We start from the raw sequence: 15,794 nt of genomic DNA, 5'->3' as shown, positions 1-15,794 counted from the left end.
GCCCTCGTGAGACGCTGCCGGGGTGTCCCAGTCCATTCGCCGCGGCCGAGCCGTCGGCCTCGCAGCGGGATACCTGGCCGACGTGCTCTGGGCCGACCCCCGCCGGGGCCACCCCGTCGCGGCATTCGGCACCGCGGCGATGTCGTTGGAACGGTTGACCTACTCCGACCGCCGGGTCGCCGGTGTCGCGCACACCGGGATTCTGCTCGGGGGGCTCGGCGTGCTCGGCGTGGTGGCCGAGCGGAGCGCTGCGCGGCGCGGACCGGGCTGGACGGCGGCGGTCACGGCGGCGGTCACCTTCGTCGTGTTGGGCGGGACGTCCTTGGGCCGCACCGGCGCCGACATGGCCCGTCGACTCGAGGACGGTGACCTCGAATCCGCACGGCAGTTGGTGCCGTCACTGTGCGGGCGCGACCCCAACTCGTTGGACGAGGCAGGCATCGCGCGGGCCACGGTCGAGTCCGTCGCCGAGAACACCGCCGACGCCCAAGTCGCGCCACTGTGGTGGGGGGCGATCGGCGGGGTGCCCGGCCTACTGGTCTACCGGGGAGCCAACACCCTCGACGCGATGATCGGCCACAAGTCGCCGCGTCTTCTACAGTTCGGTTGGGCGGCAGCCCGATTCGACGACGTCGCCAACTATCTGCCCGCCCGCGTCGCGGGGCTGCTCACGGTGGTGTGTGCACCCGTCGTCTCGGGCTCCCCGGGGGCAGCGGTGGCCGCCTGGCGCCGGGACGCCGCGCGCCACCCGAGCCCCAATGCGGGGGTGGTCGAAGCGTCCTTCGCCGGTGCCCTCGGCGTGCGGCTGGGCGGACCAACGCAGTACGCCCACCGCCTGGAGATTCGGCCGACGCTGGGGGAGGGGCGGGCGCCGGACGTCGCCGACGTCACCCGATCGGTACGGTTGTCGCGCGCCGTTCAGTTCGCCGCTGCGGTCGCGGCAGTCGTGGTCACTGCCGTCTGCCGTACCGGTCGGCGAGCCTCTGCTGCGCGGTGAGAGGCGCTGGCGTGGTGGCCCGCGAATCGCTCTCGGCCTTCTCCCTGCGGCGTTGTTTCACCTCGGCCAACACGAAGTACCCAACGCCGATCGGCGCGATGATCCCGAACGCGATCCACTGGATGCCGTAGGACAGGAAGGGCCCCGCGTCGAGGTGGGGGAGACCGATCACCCCGAGTCCGCCGGGCTGACCGTCGACGAGTTGAAGGTAGGACCCAGCCACCGGAACACCCGTCACCTTTGCCACCTGGTCGGGGTTGATCGAGTACACCTGCTGAATGCCGTTCTCGCGGAACGGTTCCTTGCCGACGACGACGGATTCTGGGTCACGCAACCGGGCGGTGATCGTCACCGTCCCGGTAGGCGGCGCGGCGAACTCCGGCACCTCGGTGCCGCGGTCGGGTTTGACGTATCCGCGGTCGACGAGAACGGTGGGACCGCCGTCGACGTGAAACGGCAACAGAACCTCATAGGCCGGGTTGCCGTCGACGACGCGCAGGCGCACCAACACCTGGGCCTCCGGCTGGTATCTGCCGGTGGCGGTGACCTGTCGCCACTGGTCGCCGGGCGCCGACGAATCCTGTTGCGGCAGCAGCGTCGTCACCGGAACCGGTGGCTGGGACACCGAGTTGGAGATCTGGGCGTTCTCCCGCGACGTCGTCGTGTTCTTGCCCAGCTGCCACGGTGCCAGCACGGTGAAGCACAGGTAGGCAAAGGCGATCGCGACGACGTAGAGGGCGAGCCACTGCGGCTTCAACAAGAACGCGAAGCGGCCCATCAGCCCGCGGCCTCGCGTTCGGCGAGTCGGTCGTCGACCCACGCGTGCAGCCCGGGCAACGACGCCTCGATGACGGCGAAGGTCTCCTCGTAGTCCTCCAGCGTTCCGTAGTAGGGGTCCTCGACGTCCAACGCGTTGGTGGCCGAGCGAGGGTCGAACGAGCGCATCATCCGGATCCGCTCCTCGGCCACCCCGAGATCCCGCAGGATGCGGACGTGGTTGCGCCCCATCGCGACGACCATGTCGGCCGCCACGTGGTCGGCCCCGACGTGGGAGGCGCGGTGCGACGTCGGATAGCCGTGCTCTCGCAGCACGTGGACCGCGCGTTCGTGGGCGGGGTCCCCGACGTGCCAGCTGCCCGTCCCCGCGCTGGTCACCCTAACCACCTCCGCGAGGCCGCGTTCGGCGATCTGGTGGGCGAACATCTTGTCGGCCATCGGGGAACGGCAGATGTTGCCCGAGCACACGAACGTCACGTGCAGGGAGGGGTCAGACACCGAGCACCTCCCGCAGATCGGCCATCGTCGCCACGTGCTTGAACGCGCTCACCGCGTCGGGACCGTCGAAGTCCGAGGCGCCGTAACCCCATTCGACGACCACGGTGTCGATGCCGTGGCTGGCCGCGCCGAGCACGTCGTGGGAGCGGTCGCCGACCATCAGCACCCGATCCGGCAGCGGCCCGAGCTGTGCCAGGGCATGCGCCACCACGTCGGCCTTTGCCGAGCGAACGCCGTCGGAGCTGGCTCCGGCGATCACCTCGAAGTGCTCCTCGATGTCGAAGTGCTCGATGATCCGCCGGGCCGTCACCTCGTTCTTCGACGTGGCGACGGCCAGCCGCACCCCGGCAGTGCGCAGGTCGGTGAGAAGGTCGGGAATGCCGTCGAACAGGCTGTTCATCGTCCAGCCCCTGGTGGTGTAGTCGGCGCGATAGGCGGCGAAGGCCTGATCCGCGAGGTCGCCGAGGCCCATTGCCGCCAGTGTCTGGTGCATGGGTGGGCCCACGACCAGGCTTGCGAGGTCGCCGTCGGGCACTGCCGCACCGATCTCACCCAGCGCCCGGCGGAAACTCGCCACGATGCCTGGGGCGGAATCGGTGAGCGTACCGTCGAGATCGAATAGGACCAGCTGGGGACTCACCGCTCCATTGTCTACTGTCTTGTTGTGAGCAGTCCTTCCCGGTCGCCGGGACCGCAGGGTTGCGGGGTCGACGCGACCACCGCCAAACCCCCGTCGGGGCTGTTGGACCCTCTCTCTGCGCTGGTGGCGACGTACGCTCTCGTCGAGGCAACGGCAGGGGAGGTACGGCGATGAGCGCGCGGTTGGCCGACGTGATCGAGGTGCTGGAGCACGCCTACCCGCCCGCGTTGGCCGAAGAGTGGGATTCGGTCGGGCTGGTCTGCGGCGACCCCTCCGAGCTCGTCGATTCGGTGACGATCGCGGTGGACGCGACGTCGTCGGTCGTCGCCGAGGTACCGGACCGGGGACTGCTTCTCGCACACCACCCGCTGCTGCTTCGCGGAGTGGACACGGTGGCGGCGAGTACGGCGAAGGGTGCGATCCTGCACCGCCTGATCCGCAGCGGCAGTGCACTGTTCACCGCGCACACCAATGCGGATTCGGCCAACCCCGGGGTCTCGGACGCGCTCGCCGAGGCGCTGGGACTGATCGTCGAGGACGTGCTGTCGCCGGTGTCGGACGGCACCCGGCTCGACAAGTGGGTGGTCTTCGTTCCCGCGGCCGACGCCGACGCCGTGCGCACGGCCCTCTTCAGGGCGGGTGCAGGCGCACTCGGTGACTACTCACACTGCAGCTGGACCGTCGCGGGCACGGGGCAGTTTCTGCCCCACGACGGCGCGTCGCCGGCCGTCGGCAACGTCGGTGCGGTCGAGTACGTGGCGGAGGAGCGCATCGAGGTGATTGCACCCGCCCGTGTGCGCGCCGCGGTGCTGGGGGCGCTGCGCCACGCGCATCCGTACGAGGAGCCCGCGTTCGACGTGGTTGCCCTGGCGGCCTTGCCGTCCGACGTCGGCATCGGCCGCATCTGCGCGTTGCCGGTCCCGGAGACGCTGCGCGCCTTCGCTGCTCGGGTGAACCGTGGCCTTCCCGCCACCTCGTGGGGAGTGCGGGCGGCAGGCGATCCCGACGCCGTGGTGTCGCGAGTTGCCGTGTGCGGCGGGGCGGGCGACTCGCTTCTCGACACCGTGGCCGGTGCCGGTGTCCAGGCCTACGTCACCGCCGATCTCCGACATCATCCGGCCGACGAACACCTCCGTACCTCCGACGTCGCCCTCGTCGACGTCGCGCACTGGGCGAGTGAGCATCCCTGGTGTGGTCAAGCCGGGGCGTTGCTAGGCAAGCACTTCGGTGACGCGCTCGATGTGCGCGTCAGCCCGGTCCGGACGGATCCATGGAATCTAGAGAAGGACACCAGCACCACATGAAAGCCGAAGAGTCACAACAGCGTTTGGTTCTCGAGCTCGCCGCGGTCGACGCCGAGCTGAGCCGCCTCAACCACAGGGCCACGCACCTCGACGAGCAGCAACGGCTCGACGCCGCCGAGGCCGAGCACCGCGAGGCCGGTGACGGACTCGCGGTGTTGGGGATCGCCCTCGAGGATCTCGACGGCCAGGTCGCCAAGTTCGAAGCCGAGATCGACGGGGTACGCAAGCGCGAGGATCGTGACCGCGGCCTGCTCGACGGTGGCACGGTCGACGCCAAGCACGTCGGCGAGATCCAGCACGAACTCGAAACGCTGCAGCGCCGCCAGGAGAGCCTGGAGGATTCACTGCTGGAGATCATGGAGCGTCGCGAGAAGCTTCAGAACGACCAGGCGGCGCAACAGAGCCGGGTCGACGAGACCCAGGCCAGTCTCACCGCTGCCGTCGCAGCGCGCGACGAGGCGCTGGTGCTCATCGACGAATCTCGGCACCAGGCGGTCGCCCGGCGCGAGAAGGTGGCCGCGTCGGTGCTCCCCGAACTGGTCGAGCTCTACGAGCGGCAGCGGGCTCTCGGTGGCGTCGGGGCCGGTCGACTACTAGGTGGACGGTGTGGCGCGTGCCGCATCGAGATCGACAGGGGAGAGCTGGCCCGCATCTCCGCCGCCCGCGAGGACGAGGTGCTCCGCTGCCCCGAGTGTGCCGCAATCCTGGTGCGGGTGAGGGACTTCAAGGAATGAAGGTGATCGTCGAGGCGGACGGCGGATCGCGTGGCAACCCCGGCCCCGCCGGGTACGGCGCCGTGGTCTGGTCGGAAGATCGCTCGACCGTGCTGGCCGAGCGCAAGGAAGGCATCGGGCGCACCACCAACAACGTCGCCGAGTATCGGGGTCTGATGGCGGGCCTCGAGGCGGCCGCCGAGGTGGGCGCGACAGAGGTCGCCGCGCGGTTGGATTCGAAGTTGGTCGTCGAACAGATGTCGGGGCGCTGGCGCGTGAAGCACCCCGATCTGATCCCCTTGCGGGAACGGGCGGTGGAGTTGACCCGCGCCTTCGACGGCATCACGTTCGCGTGGATACCGCGGGCCGAGAACTCCCATGCCGACCGGCTGGCCAACGAGGCGATGGACGCAGCTGCTGAGCAGGGCACGCCGAGCGCGGCGTCGGCCCAAGTGGTGTCACCCGCGGGCTGGACTGGTGCGCGTGGTGCGCCGACCCGCTTCTTCCTGCTGCGACACGGCCAGACCGAACTGTCGGTGGACCGCCGCTATTCGGGCCAGGGCAACCCGCCGCTCACCGAACTCGGGCGGCAGCAGGCCGCGGCCGCCGCCCACTACCTTGGCAGGCGGGGTGGCATCGCGGCCGTCGTCTCGTCGCCACTGCAGCGCGCCCACGACACCGCGTCGGCGGCGGCCAAGGAACTCGGACTCGACGTGATCGTCGACGACGACCTGATCGAGACCGACTTCGGCGAGTGGGAAGGCTTGACGTTCGGCGAAGCGGCGCAACGGGATCCGGAGGTGCACGGCGCATGGCTGCGGGACACCAGCGTCGCCCCGCCCGGTGGGGGAGAGAGCTTCGACGCCGTCGCGAAGCGGGTACGGCGGGCGCGGACGCGGATCATCGCCGAGCACGGTGACGCAACCGTTCTGGTGGTGTCGCACGTGACGCCCATCAAGTCGATTCTGCGCTTGGCGCTCGACGCGGGGCCGGGCATCCTGTACCGCCTGCACCTCGACCTGGCCTCGCTGTGCATCGCCGAGTTCTACCCCGACGGCGGGTCGTCGGTGCGGCTGGTCAACGAGACGTCCTATCTCGAGTGAGGCTGGGCATCAGCACTTCGTCGACCAGCGCACGCACGGTCTCCTCCGTCGGCGGTCGCTCCGAGACCAGCGAGCGGAACACCAGGTACCCGGGCAGGACGTCCCAGATCTCCGGGTTGATCGCCTCGGCCTGAATCTCCCCGCGTGCCACGGCGTCGCCGAGCACCTCGCTGATGAGGACGTTGCGGTGGTAGACGAACTTCTCCTGCATGGCGGCGCTCAGAGCCTCGCTGCGGGACATCTCGTTGAGCACCGCCCGCATGGTGGCCGCGTGGTCCTGCCCCTGATGACACACCGACGTGCCGATGGCGATCAGATCGCCGCGCAGAGAGCCGGTGCGAGGCGGGATGGAGGACTCGCGGGTGCCCTCGATGAAGGCCGCCAGCACGAGGTCCGCCTTCGACGGCCAGCGCCGGTACATCGTGGACTTGCTGGCCTTGGCCTCGGTCGCGACGGCCTCAACCGTCAGACGCTCATAGCCATGCTGCTGCAACAGCTTCAGCGTCACGGCCAAGAGTTCGGCCTCACGGGCGCTCCACGGGCAACCCGGTGCCGGAGCTGACGTTTCCGTCGATTCGGAGACCATAGAAACACCTCATGTGCAAGGGGTTGGGACGACTTGCACCGACCCGTACCGTACCGTACCGTCTCTCAGGTCGCTCTTAGTTGGGCTAAGAGAGAGAACCGGGTGGTGCCGCGTCGCCGGCAGTCGAAAGGCGTACGGGTGAGCAAGCTTTCGATCGGCAAAGTCCTCAAGCGGCAGTGGACCGTCATCGTCGCAGTGGTGGTGGTGGCGCTAGTGGTCTTCAGCGTCACCCGGCTGCACGGAATCTTCGGGTCGAACAACGAGGTGTCCCGCCCGAGTGCCGACTCGCTGGAGAACACCGGCTACAACCCCAAACGCGTCCTGTTCGAGGTCTTCGGCAGTCCCGGCGCGACGGCCACCATCAACTACCTCGACGAGCACGCCCAACCCCAACGCGTGGACGACGTGCCGTTGCCGTGGTCGCACACGTTGACCACCGACGACCCGACGCTGTTCGCGGATCTGCGCGCCCAGGGTGACTCGGCCCCCATCACCTGCCGCATCACCGTCAACGGGATCGTCAAGGACGAAAGGTCCGCCAGCAACGTGAACGGATACATCGCTTGCCTGGACAAGTCCGCATGAGCCAGCACGCCGAGCAGGGCTCGGACGAGAGGTCGAGGCCCGCGCGGCTGATCTGGACGCTGGCACTGCCAATCCTGTTGCTGTGGATCGCGATAGCGGTGTTGAGCAACGTCATCTCACCCCAGCTCGAGACGGTTGGCGAAGAGCGTTCCGTGGCGATGAACGCGCCGGATTCTCCGTCGATCATGGCCATGCGGCACATCGGGCAGAAGTTCGAGGAGTTCGACTCCGACAGCGCGGCCATGGTCGTCCTCGAAGGCGACGAGAAGCTCGGCCAGAACGCCCACGACTACTACGACGTCCTTGTCAAGAAACTGAACGCCGACACCACGCACGTCGAGCACGTCCAGGACTTCTGGGGAGACCCCCTGACGGCCGGCGGCGCCCAGAGCAAGGACGGCAAGGCCGCCCTCGTCCAGGTGTACCTGCGGGGTAACCAGGGCGAGGCGCTGTCCAACGAGTCCGTCGACAGCATCCGCAAGATCGTGGCCGACACCCCGTCCCCGCCCGGGGTCAAGGCCTACGTCACGGGCGCCGCGCCGCTGATCACCGACAACTTCGAGGTCGGCAACGCCGGCACCCATCAGGTCACCGCGATCACCTTCGCCGTCATCGCCGTGATGCTCCTGATCGTGTACCGATCCGTGGTCACCATGCTCATCATGCTCGTGGTCGTGGCCGTGGAGCTGATGGCCGCCCGAGGCGTCGTCGCGACGCTGGCCCACCAGGGCGTCATCGGCCTGTCGACCTACGCGACGAACCTGCTGACCCTGATGGCGATCGCCGCGGGCACCGACTACGTCATCTTCCTCGTCGGCAGATATCAGGAAGCCCGCAACCGGGGACTGGAGCGCGGCGACGCGTACTACGACATGTTCCGGGGGACGGTGCACGTCATCGTCGGCTCGGGACTGACGATCGTCGGCGCCGTGGCGTGTCTCTACTTCACCCGGCTGCCGTACTTCCAGACCCTCGGCGTGCCCGCCGCGCTCGGCGTGCTGGTGACGCTGATGGCGGCACTGACGCTCGGCCCCGCCGTCATCGTGCTCGTCTCCCGATTCGGGCTGCTGGAGCCCAAGCGCAAGGTGCGGAACTCCGGCTGGCGCCGCATCGGCACCTCGATCGTCCGCTGGCCCGGTCCCATCTTGGTCGTGTCACTCGCCATCGCCGCCATCGGCGTCCTGGCGCTGCCGGGCGCCAAGATCAGCTACGACGGCCGGCCGTACCTTCCCGACACCGCGCCGGCCAACGTGGGGTACGCCGCCGCCGAGCGGCACTTCTCCGAGGCCCGGTTGAACCCCGAGCTGTTGATGATCGAATCCGACCACGACATGCGCAATCCGTCGGACATGCTGATCCTGGAGCGCGTGGCCAAGGCCGTGCTGCACACGCCGGGCATCGCCCTGGTGCAGTCCATCACCCGTCCGCTCGGCACGCCGATCACGCACAGCTCCATACCGTTTCAGATCAGCGCCCAGAGCGCCGGGCAGATCATGAACCTCAGCTACCAGCAGGCGCGAGCGCAGGACATCCTCAAGCAGGTGGACCAGACCACCAAGTCCATCGCCGTTCTGCAACAGCAGCTGGAGCTGCAGAAGCAGAGTGCCGCCGCCACCGACGAGCAGGTGCAGGCATTCCACGACACCGTGGGGACCATCAACGAAGTGCGTGACAACCTCGCGAACTTCGACGACTTCTTCCGGCCGTTGCGCAACTACTTCTACTGGGAGCCGCACTGCTTCGACATTCCGTCGTGCGCGGCGCTGAGGTCGGTGTTCGACTCGCTGGACGGCATCTCGGCGCTGAGTGACCAGTTCGCGAAGGTCACCGCCAGCCTCGACAAGCTCAACGCCCTTCAGCCGCAACTGATCGCGTTGATCCCGCCCCAGATCGACATCCAGGAAGCCAATCGCGATCTGCTGCAGTCGAACTACGCCACCACCGGCGGCACCAACGCGCAGAGCCAGGAGGCGTTGAAGAACGCGACCGCGCTCGGCAAGGCCTTCGATGACGCCAAGAACGACGACTCGTTCTACCTGCCGCCCGAGGCCTTCGACAACGCCGACTTCAAGCGTGGCCTCAAGTTGTTCATGTCACCCGACGGCAAGGCCGCCCGGATGACGATCACGCACGAGGGCACTCCGGCCACCCCCGAGGGCATCTCGCACATCGACGCCCTGCGGAACTCCGCGTTCGACGCGATCAAGGCAACCCCGTTGTCCGACGCCAAGATCTACGTCGCCGGAACCGCGTCGACGTACAAGGACATCCAGGAAGGGTCGACCTACGACCTGCTGATCGTGGCGATCGCCGCGATCGCCCTGATCCTGCTCATCATGGTGTTCATCACCCGAAGCATGGTCGCCGCGGTGGTGATCGTCGGCACGGTCGTGCTGTCGCTCGGGGCGTCGTTGGGCCTCGCGGTCCTGGTGTGGCAGTACATCTTTGGCATCGAGCTGTACTGGATCGTGCCCGCCCTGGCGATCATCCTGCTGCTGGCGGTGGGTGCCGACTACAACCTGCTGCTGATATCGCGGTTCAAGGAGGAGATCGGGGCTGGCCTGAACACGGGCATCATCCGGGCGATGGCGGGCACCGGTGGCGTCGTCACCGCGGCCGGCATGGTGTTCGCCGGCACCATGGCGTCCTTCGCCTTCAGCGACCTGATCGTGCTCGGCCAGATCGGCACCACTATCGCCCTGGGCCTGCTGTTCGACACGCTGATCGTCCGGTCGTTCATGACGCCGTCCATCGCCGCGATGCTCGGCCGCTGGTTCTGGTGGCCGCTGAACGTGCGCACCCGCCCCGCCAGTCAGATGTTGCAGCCCTTCGGATCCCGGATCTCGGTGCGCAAGCTGCTCGGACCCGAGACCAAGGGCACCGGCTCAAGCGTGTAGGTGCAGCCGCTCGCCGTGCGGGCCGAAGATGGCGACCGCTTCGGCGGGACCGTCGACGGTGCCGAACCAGTGCGGCGTCCACGTCGAGAATTCCACGGCCTCACCGGGTTTGATGATGAAGTCGCGCTCGCCGAGGATCAACCGCAGGCGACCGGACAGCACGTACATCCAGTCCTGGCCGTCGTGCACCGGGAACTCGCTGGGGGGAGTGCGCCGACGCGCGCTCACGCGGATCTTGAAGGCGTGCAAGCCCGCCGCGGGACCGTTGTGCGTCAGCGGCCAGTAGGTCACCCCGTCGTGCGTCTGAGACGCGCCCTTCACCCGAGGGTCCTCCGCGGCGGGTGCCCGCAACAGATCGTCGGTGCTCACCGACAGCGCTGCCGCGAGCCGGGGGAGGTGGTCGAGTGCCAACCTGCGCTTACCCGACTCCAGCCGACTCAGCGTGGAGACGTCGATGTCGGCCTTCGTCGCGACCTCGTCCAGGGTGAGGCCACGCTGGGTACGCAATTCGCGCAGTCGTCGTCTGACCCGGAGGTCCACGTCATCGGTGCCCTTTGCCTGCATGGCAAATGATGTTGGCAGATGGCACGGCAGTCGGCAAGGTGGTACCCATGGACGTTACGGAATGGGATTGCGTCGTCATCGGCGGCGGGGCGGCAGGTCTGAGCGCAGCACTCGTGTTGGGTCGGGCCAGGCGCCGCACGCTCGTGGTCGACGCGGGCCGTCAAAGCAATCTGCCCGCACACGGAATCGGCGGACTGCTCGGCCACGACGGTCGACCCCCGGCGGAGTTGTACGCAATGGGCCGTGCGGAACTCGCGAAGTACCCCACCGTCGAGGTGCGGCCCGGTGAGGTCACCACCGCGACCCCGGTCGGCGCAGGCTTCGCGCTCGGCCTCGCCGACGGCAGCCAGATCCACACCAGGCGAGTGCTGTTGGCCACGGGAATGGACTACGTGGCGCCGCCGATCCCCGGGCTGGCCGAACTGTGGGGACGGTCGGCGTTCCACTGCCCCTTCTGTCACGGCTGGGAGGCCCGCGACCAACCGCTCGCCGTGCTGGCCAGTGGCGAGCGCGCCGTGCACATGGCGCTGATGCTGCGCGGATGGACTGACGACGTCGTGATACTCACCAACGGCCCAGCCGGTTTCACCGCCGACCTGCCGACGGACGAACGGCAGATCGCCGGATTCGTCTCCGAGGCAGGTGAACTGGTCGCCGTGGAGTTCGCCGACGGAGACCGGCTGGCCCGCCGCGGCGTCCTGGTGGCGGCAACCCTGCGACAGCGCAGCGACCTGGCCACCCAACTCGGCGTCGCCTTGGCGCCGCCCGGACCCGTCGCCGAAGACGCCGTCGCCGTGGACGCGTTCCACCGCACCTCGGTGCCCGGCGTGTTCGCCGCAGGCGACCTCAGCGCGACGATGCCCCAGGTTGCCGCGGCGATCTCGGCGGGATCGCTGAGCGCCGCGGCCGTCGTCCAGAGTCTGCTTGCCGACGACGTCGGCCTGCCCGTGCCACCCTGGCCCAACCAGAAGGAGAATGCCGATGTCGCCGCATGACGATCAGAACGCCCAGCAGTACTGGGAAGCGCATTACGGAGAGCGCGAACGCATTTGGAGCGGCCGGGTCAACGCCCAGCTGCCCGGCATCCTCGCCGGCGTCGTCCCCGGCCGGGCTCTCGACCTCGGCTGCGGCGAGGGGGGCGACGCCGTCTGGCTGGCCGAGAACGGCTGGCAGGTGACGGCGGTCGACATCTCCGAGACGGCCATCGGGCGCGCTGCCGCCGCGGCCGACGCGCGGGGCGTCCGAGATCGCATCGAATTCGAACGCCACGATCTCTCCGACACCTTCCCCGAGGGCACCTTCGACCTGATCTCCGCACAGTTCCTGCACTCCACGGTGCGGCTGGAGCGGCCCCAGATCCTGCGCAACGCGGCCGCCGCCGTGACCCCGGGGGGCAGGCTCGTCATCGTCGACCACGCCGCACCGCCGCCGTTTTCGAAGAAGGTCCCGCATGACCACCCGTTCCCCAGCCCTGAGGAGGTGCTCGCCGAACTGGACCTGCCGGACGCGCAGTGGGAGCGAGCCCGCGTCGAGGTCGTGGAGCGCGACGGGACCGACCCCGACGGTCAGCCGTTCACGTGGCGCGACAACGTGATGGTGCTGCGGCGCCGCGCCTGACCGTCGGCGCCCACTCTGCGTCCACTGCGGGAAAGTGCGAGTAGCCGTGACGGTCACCGCAGAGTCGGGCCGGTGCCAGCCCCGGCCCGACTCGCGGAGTACGGTGATCAGCGCGGACGAGTTGGCCGGGCGGCCGCGGCATCCAGGTTCGCCTGGGCGTCGAGGAAAGTCCGGACTTCACAGAGCAGGGTGATTGCCAACGGCAATCCGAGGTGACTCGCGGGAAAGTGCCACAGAAAACAGACCGCCACCCCCGGGTGGTAAGGGTGAAACGGTGCGGTAAGAGCGCACCAGCATTCCGGGTGACCGGAGTGGCTAGGCAAACCCCACCCGAAGCAAGGCCAAGAAGGCCGCAACCTGGTTGCGGCTGCGCAGACGTTTGAGGGCTGCTCGCCCGAGCCTGCGGGTAGGCCGCTCGAGGCACCCGGTGACGGTGTGTCCAGATGGATGGTCGCCGCCGCGTCGTCAGTCATGACGGCGCGGAACAGAATCCGGCTTACAGGCCAACTCGTCCGCCCACCGCCCCGTCACTTGGCGGAGCTGACCGCCTTCTTCAGCTGACCGAGCGCCGCGTCGAGCTGCTCCTCGGCCCGCCGGGCGATCTCCGACTCGAGCTGGAACAGCACGCCGTAGGTGAAGGTGTCCTCGCCCGCTTCGTGCGCCGTCACCGCCTCCTCGGACAAGTGCGTGCGACTGACGACGCTGTCCTGGTGATCCCCGAGCAGCGACTGGATCGACTTGGCCTTGTCGGCCACCCCGTCCTCACCGAGAGCCGACGCCGTGTAGCGCAGCTGCTTGGCGCGTTTGCGGATCGCGTGCAGCGCCTCGTCGGCGTCTTCGGGGGAGACGGTCTCGTCCGCGGCGGCGGCCTCGGCCTTCTTCGCGGACTTGCGAAGCTTGCGATAGGCCGCGGCGACGGTGACGGGCTCGTGCGCCGCTCCGCTCGACGTCGGCACCGGCTCCGCGGTGAGCAGCGCCTCGAGTCCGTCGAGCAGCCGGAAGTAGCGCTCCGAGCGCATCGCCACCAACGACCGCTTCCAGCCGGCGCGATACCGCCGCTTGGCGCCCTCGACGAGACGTTCCCGGACCGGCCCCCGAATCAGCTCGGCGGGCAGATCCTCGAGCACGGTCTCGTACTTCTCGGCCAGCACCTCGGCGTCGCGCGCACCCCCGAGGATCCCGGCCAACACCCGAAGCTCCTCGAGAAGCCACGAGTCGTCGGCGATGCCGAACGACTCCTCGGAGGCGCGCAGCAGACTGCGGATCTTGCGTGTGGTCACCCGCATCTGGTGGACGGAGTCCCAGGCGTCGGCCCGAACTGCCCTGTCCCACACCAGAAGCTGCTCGACCTGCTCGGCCACGGCGCGGTGCACCGGATCTTCTGAACGCGGCGCGGTGTCGGTCGTCGGGGTGCGCAGAACCTTCGCCAGCTTCGAGCCGTGTCCGGCGGGCTCGGCACCCGCGTCGAACAGTCGATTTGCCAGCCGGTCGAGCAACGCCGCGCCGCCGTCGGAACCGGCGTCGCCGAGTAGCTCGAGTTCCCACTCCCGCCACTCCTGTGGCTCGTCGTCGCCCTCCGCCGATGCCTGGACGCTGTCGTCGCAGAACTCGGCCAGCGCCTGACCGTCCGGCCCGTACAACACGTCGACGGTCCGGCTGGTCGAGATTCGCGCCACCGGGCGAATCGGCCGGTCCCGCACGATCGCCAGCACGACGTCGCGCAACTCGTCGGGGACCGTGTCGTCGGGGGCGCCCGAATCGTCGAGCGGCGTGCGCACCTCGGTCCTGGCGTCCGCGCCGGCGGGAAGCTTGAGATGCCAGCCCGCATCGGGGCCACCGGTACGGCGGCGCAACGTGATCCGATGCCTGGCCAGATCCTGGTCCGGCGTGTCGTAATAGACGGCGTCGAGCTGCTGGACGGGGGAGCGTTCCACCGTGGCCACGGTGGACAGCCCGCCGAAGGACGGAGACACGGTTGCCGGGGTGACCGCAAACTTGCGCTCGACCTCTGTGTGGCGCGACGGTTTGCGCTTTTGGGCTGGCATCTTCACCTTCGGCTCGTTTTGTGACGTAGGTGAACAGGTTGCCACATCAAGGTGAACGAACGGCCGCACGAGCCCCCGCCCCCGCCGACGGGTGCGATAACGTCTCGCCATGCCCGAATTCGAAACGCTGAAGTTCGCCAGGTCCGGACCCGTGATCAGCATCGTTCTGGCCCGACCCGAGGCCGCCAACGGGATGAACGCCACGCTGACCCGCGAGCTCGCCGAGGTCGCGGCACTCTGCGACGACGACACCGCCAAGGTGGTCACCCTGACCGGTGAAGGCAGGTTCTTCTGTGCGGGAGGCGATCTCAAGGCGGTCGCCGCGGCCGACAGCCCCGGCGCGTACGTCAACGGCATGGCCGAGGACCTCCACCGCGCGATGTCGACGTTCGCCAGAATGGACGCGGTGTTGATCACGGCGGTCAACGGTGTCGCGGCCGGCGCGGGCTTCCCGCTCGCGGTGTCCGGTGACCTGGTGCTGGCCGCGGAGTCGGCGTCGTTCACGATGGCCTACACGAAGGCCGGCCTCAGCCCGGACGGCGGCTCGTCCTACCTGCTGCCCCGCCTGATCGGCCTCCGCAAGACCCAGGAACTGATGATCACCAATCGCGTGCTCACCTCCGCCGAGGCCGCGCAGTGGGGACTGGTCACCACCGTCGTCCCCGACGCCGAGCTGCCAGCCAAGCTCGACGAGCTTGCCGCCCGAACGGCTTCTGGCGCAAGGAATTCCAACGCCGCTGTCAAAGAGCTGCTGCTGACTGCCTACGCGTCGAGCTTCGAAGACCAGGTGGCCCGCGAGGCGCGGCTGATCTCCGAGTGTGCCGAATCCGTCGACGGCAAGGAAGGCGTCGCGGCGTTCCTCGGCAAGCGCAGGCCCGAGTTCGCCTAGCTAGAAGGAGTGCTCCTCGGCCGGGAACGCTCCGGTCGCCACGTCGGCCGCGTATTGTGTTGCCGCACGGCGCAATTCGTCGCCCACGGCACCGAACTTCTTGACGAACTTTGCGGTGCGGCCTGCGGTCATCCCCGCCATGTCCTGCCAGACGAGGACCTGGGAATCGCAGTTCGGCCCCGCGCCGATGCCGATCGTCGGAATGGTCAGCTTGCCGGTGATCTGCGTGGCCAACTCGGCGGGAACCATCTCAAGCACGACGGCTATCGCTCCGGCCTCGGCGACGGCAATGGCGTCGTGGACGGTCTGCTCGGCGGCGTCACCCCGGCCCTGCACGCGAAAACCGCCAAGCCCGTTGACGCTCTGCGGGGTGAACCCGATGTGCGCCACCACCGGGATGCCGGCCTGCGTGAGGGTCGCGATCTGCTCGGCGACCCGCTCGCCGCCTTCGAGCTTCACTGCGGCCGCGCCCGTTTCCTTCATGAAGCGCGTCGCGGTGGCCAACGCCTGCTGTGGACCCGCCTCGTAGCTGCCGAACGGAAGGTCGGCCACGACCAGCGCGTGCGGGGCGCCCCGCAC

General features: G+C 68.7%; 16 protein-coding genes and 1 other RNA gene. 10 read left to right on the top strand and 7 right to left on the bottom strand.

The window, feature by feature from the left end; all coding sequences use genetic code 11:
- Positions 1-22 precede the first annotated feature (22 nt).
- The gene (locus B1790_RS15745; protein WP_233165147.1) at positions 23-997 is read left to right on the top strand and encodes a cobalamin biosynthesis protein; all 975 of its coding nucleotides are present in this window, start codon (positions 23-25) and stop codon (positions 995-997) included.
- On the opposite strand, the gene B1790_RS15740 is transcribed toward B1790_RS15745, so the two are convergent.
- From B1790_RS15740 to B1790_RS15730, 3 genes are read right to left on the bottom strand one after another with little or no spacing between them, the layout of a single operon-like run.
- Complete coding sequence (locus tag B1790_RS15740) at positions 951-1,775, bottom strand: SURF1 family protein (protein WP_079924208.1); 825 nt, start codon at positions 1,773-1,775, stop codon at positions 951-953. The genes B1790_RS15745 and B1790_RS15740 overlap by 47 nt on opposite strands.
- On the bottom strand, positions 1,775-2,272 hold the full coding sequence (locus B1790_RS15735) for a low molecular weight protein-tyrosine-phosphatase (RefSeq protein WP_079924207.1): 498 nt from the start codon (positions 2,270-2,272) through the stop codon (positions 1,775-1,777). The genes B1790_RS15740 and B1790_RS15735 overlap by 1 nt, the downstream gene beginning before the upstream one ends.
- Complete coding sequence (locus tag B1790_RS15730; RefSeq protein WP_142271329.1) at positions 2,265-2,912, bottom strand: HAD-IA family hydrolase; 648 nt, start codon at positions 2,910-2,912, stop codon at positions 2,265-2,267. The genes B1790_RS15735 and B1790_RS15730 overlap by 8 nt, the downstream gene beginning before the upstream one ends.
- A 170-nt stretch (positions 2,913-3,082) precedes the next feature.
- On the opposite strand from B1790_RS15730, the gene B1790_RS15725 reads away from it, so the two are divergent.
- From B1790_RS15725 to B1790_RS15715, 3 genes are read left to right on the top strand one after another with little or no spacing between them, the layout of a single operon-like run.
- The gene (locus tag B1790_RS15725; protein ID WP_079924205.1) at positions 3,083-4,216 is read left to right on the top strand and encodes a Nif3-like dinuclear metal center hexameric protein; all 1,134 of its coding nucleotides are present in this window, start codon (positions 3,083-3,085) and stop codon (positions 4,214-4,216) included.
- Positions 4,213-4,950 (top strand): zinc ribbon domain-containing protein, encoded by a 738-nt coding sequence (locus tag B1790_RS15720; protein WP_079924203.1) that lies wholly within the window; start codon positions 4,213-4,215, stop codon positions 4,948-4,950. The genes B1790_RS15725 and B1790_RS15720 overlap by 4 nt, the downstream gene beginning before the upstream one ends.
- Positions 4,947-6,032, top strand: coding sequence for a bifunctional RNase H/acid phosphatase (locus B1790_RS15715; protein ID WP_079924202.1), 1,086 nt, complete (start codon positions 4,947-4,949; stop codon positions 6,030-6,032). Before B1790_RS15720 ends, B1790_RS15715 begins: the two co-directional genes overlap by 4 nt.
- On the opposite strand, the gene B1790_RS15710 is transcribed toward B1790_RS15715, so the two are convergent.
- A complete protein-coding gene (locus B1790_RS15710; protein ID WP_079924200.1) occupies positions 6,007-6,618 on the bottom strand; it encodes a TetR/AcrR family transcriptional regulator in 612 nt (203 codons plus the stop codon). The genes B1790_RS15715 and B1790_RS15710 overlap by 26 nt on opposite strands.
- 138 nt (positions 6,619-6,756) lie before the next feature.
- Between B1790_RS15710 and B1790_RS15705 the strand changes: the two genes are divergently transcribed.
- Positions 6,757-7,203, top strand: a complete 447-nt coding sequence (locus B1790_RS15705) for an MmpS family transport accessory protein (RefSeq protein ID WP_079924198.1) — start codon at positions 6,757-6,759, stop codon at positions 7,201-7,203.
- Entirely contained in the window at positions 7,200-10,100 is a 2,901-nt protein-coding gene (locus tag B1790_RS15700) for an RND family transporter (RefSeq protein ID WP_079924197.1), read from the top strand. The genes B1790_RS15705 and B1790_RS15700 overlap by 4 nt, the downstream gene beginning before the upstream one ends.
- Here B1790_RS15700 and B1790_RS15695 read toward each other — a convergent pair.
- Positions 10,089-10,664 (bottom strand): helix-turn-helix domain-containing protein, encoded by a 576-nt coding sequence (locus tag B1790_RS15695; protein ID WP_079924196.1) that lies wholly within the window; start codon positions 10,662-10,664, stop codon positions 10,089-10,091. The two genes, B1790_RS15700 and B1790_RS15695, sit on opposite strands and share 12 nt — an antisense overlap.
- Positions 10,665-10,711: 47 nt before the next feature.
- Between B1790_RS15695 and B1790_RS15690 the strand changes: the two genes are divergently transcribed.
- From B1790_RS15690 to rnpB, 3 genes are all read left to right on the top strand, one after another.
- Complete coding sequence (locus B1790_RS15690; protein ID WP_079924230.1) at positions 10,712-11,659, top strand: NAD(P)/FAD-dependent oxidoreductase; 948 nt, start codon at positions 10,712-10,714, stop codon at positions 11,657-11,659.
- Positions 11,646-12,281 carry a cyclopropane-fatty-acyl-phospholipid synthase family protein gene (locus B1790_RS15685; RefSeq protein ID WP_079924229.1) on the top strand — a complete coding sequence of 212 codons (636 nt, stop codon included), beginning with the start codon at positions 11,646-11,648 and terminating at the stop codon, positions 12,279-12,281. Before B1790_RS15690 ends, B1790_RS15685 begins: the two co-directional genes overlap by 14 nt.
- Before the next feature lie 117 nt (positions 12,282-12,398).
- Positions 12,399-12,796, top strand: an RNA gene (gene rnpB, locus B1790_RS15680) — RNase P RNA component class A.
- A gap of 12 nt (positions 12,797-12,808) precedes the next feature.
- Here rnpB and B1790_RS15675 read toward each other — a convergent pair.
- A complete protein-coding gene (locus tag B1790_RS15675; protein ID WP_079924228.1) occupies positions 12,809-14,326 on the bottom strand; it encodes a CYTH and CHAD domain-containing protein in 1,518 nt (505 codons plus the stop codon).
- Between the two features lie 109 nt (positions 14,327-14,435).
- Here B1790_RS15675 and B1790_RS15670 point away from each other — a divergent pair, with 109 nt between their 5' ends.
- Positions 14,436-15,215: an enoyl-CoA hydratase/isomerase family protein gene (locus tag B1790_RS15670; RefSeq protein WP_079924195.1), complete on the top strand. Its 780-nt coding sequence runs from the start codon at positions 14,436-14,438 to the stop codon at positions 15,213-15,215.
- Here B1790_RS15670 and panB read toward each other — a convergent pair.
- Positions 15,216-15,794 (bottom strand): 3-methyl-2-oxobutanoate hydroxymethyltransferase (gene panB / locus B1790_RS15665; protein WP_079924194.1); only part of this gene is annotated, 579 nt, incomplete at its 5' end. It lies immediately after the preceding gene.

Source organism: Mycobacterium sp. AT1 (assembly GCF_002043095.1).
Classification (GTDB): Bacteria; Actinomycetota; Actinomycetes; order Mycobacteriales; family Mycobacteriaceae; genus Mycobacterium.
This window is presented reverse-complemented; position numbering and strand designations above follow the sequence as displayed.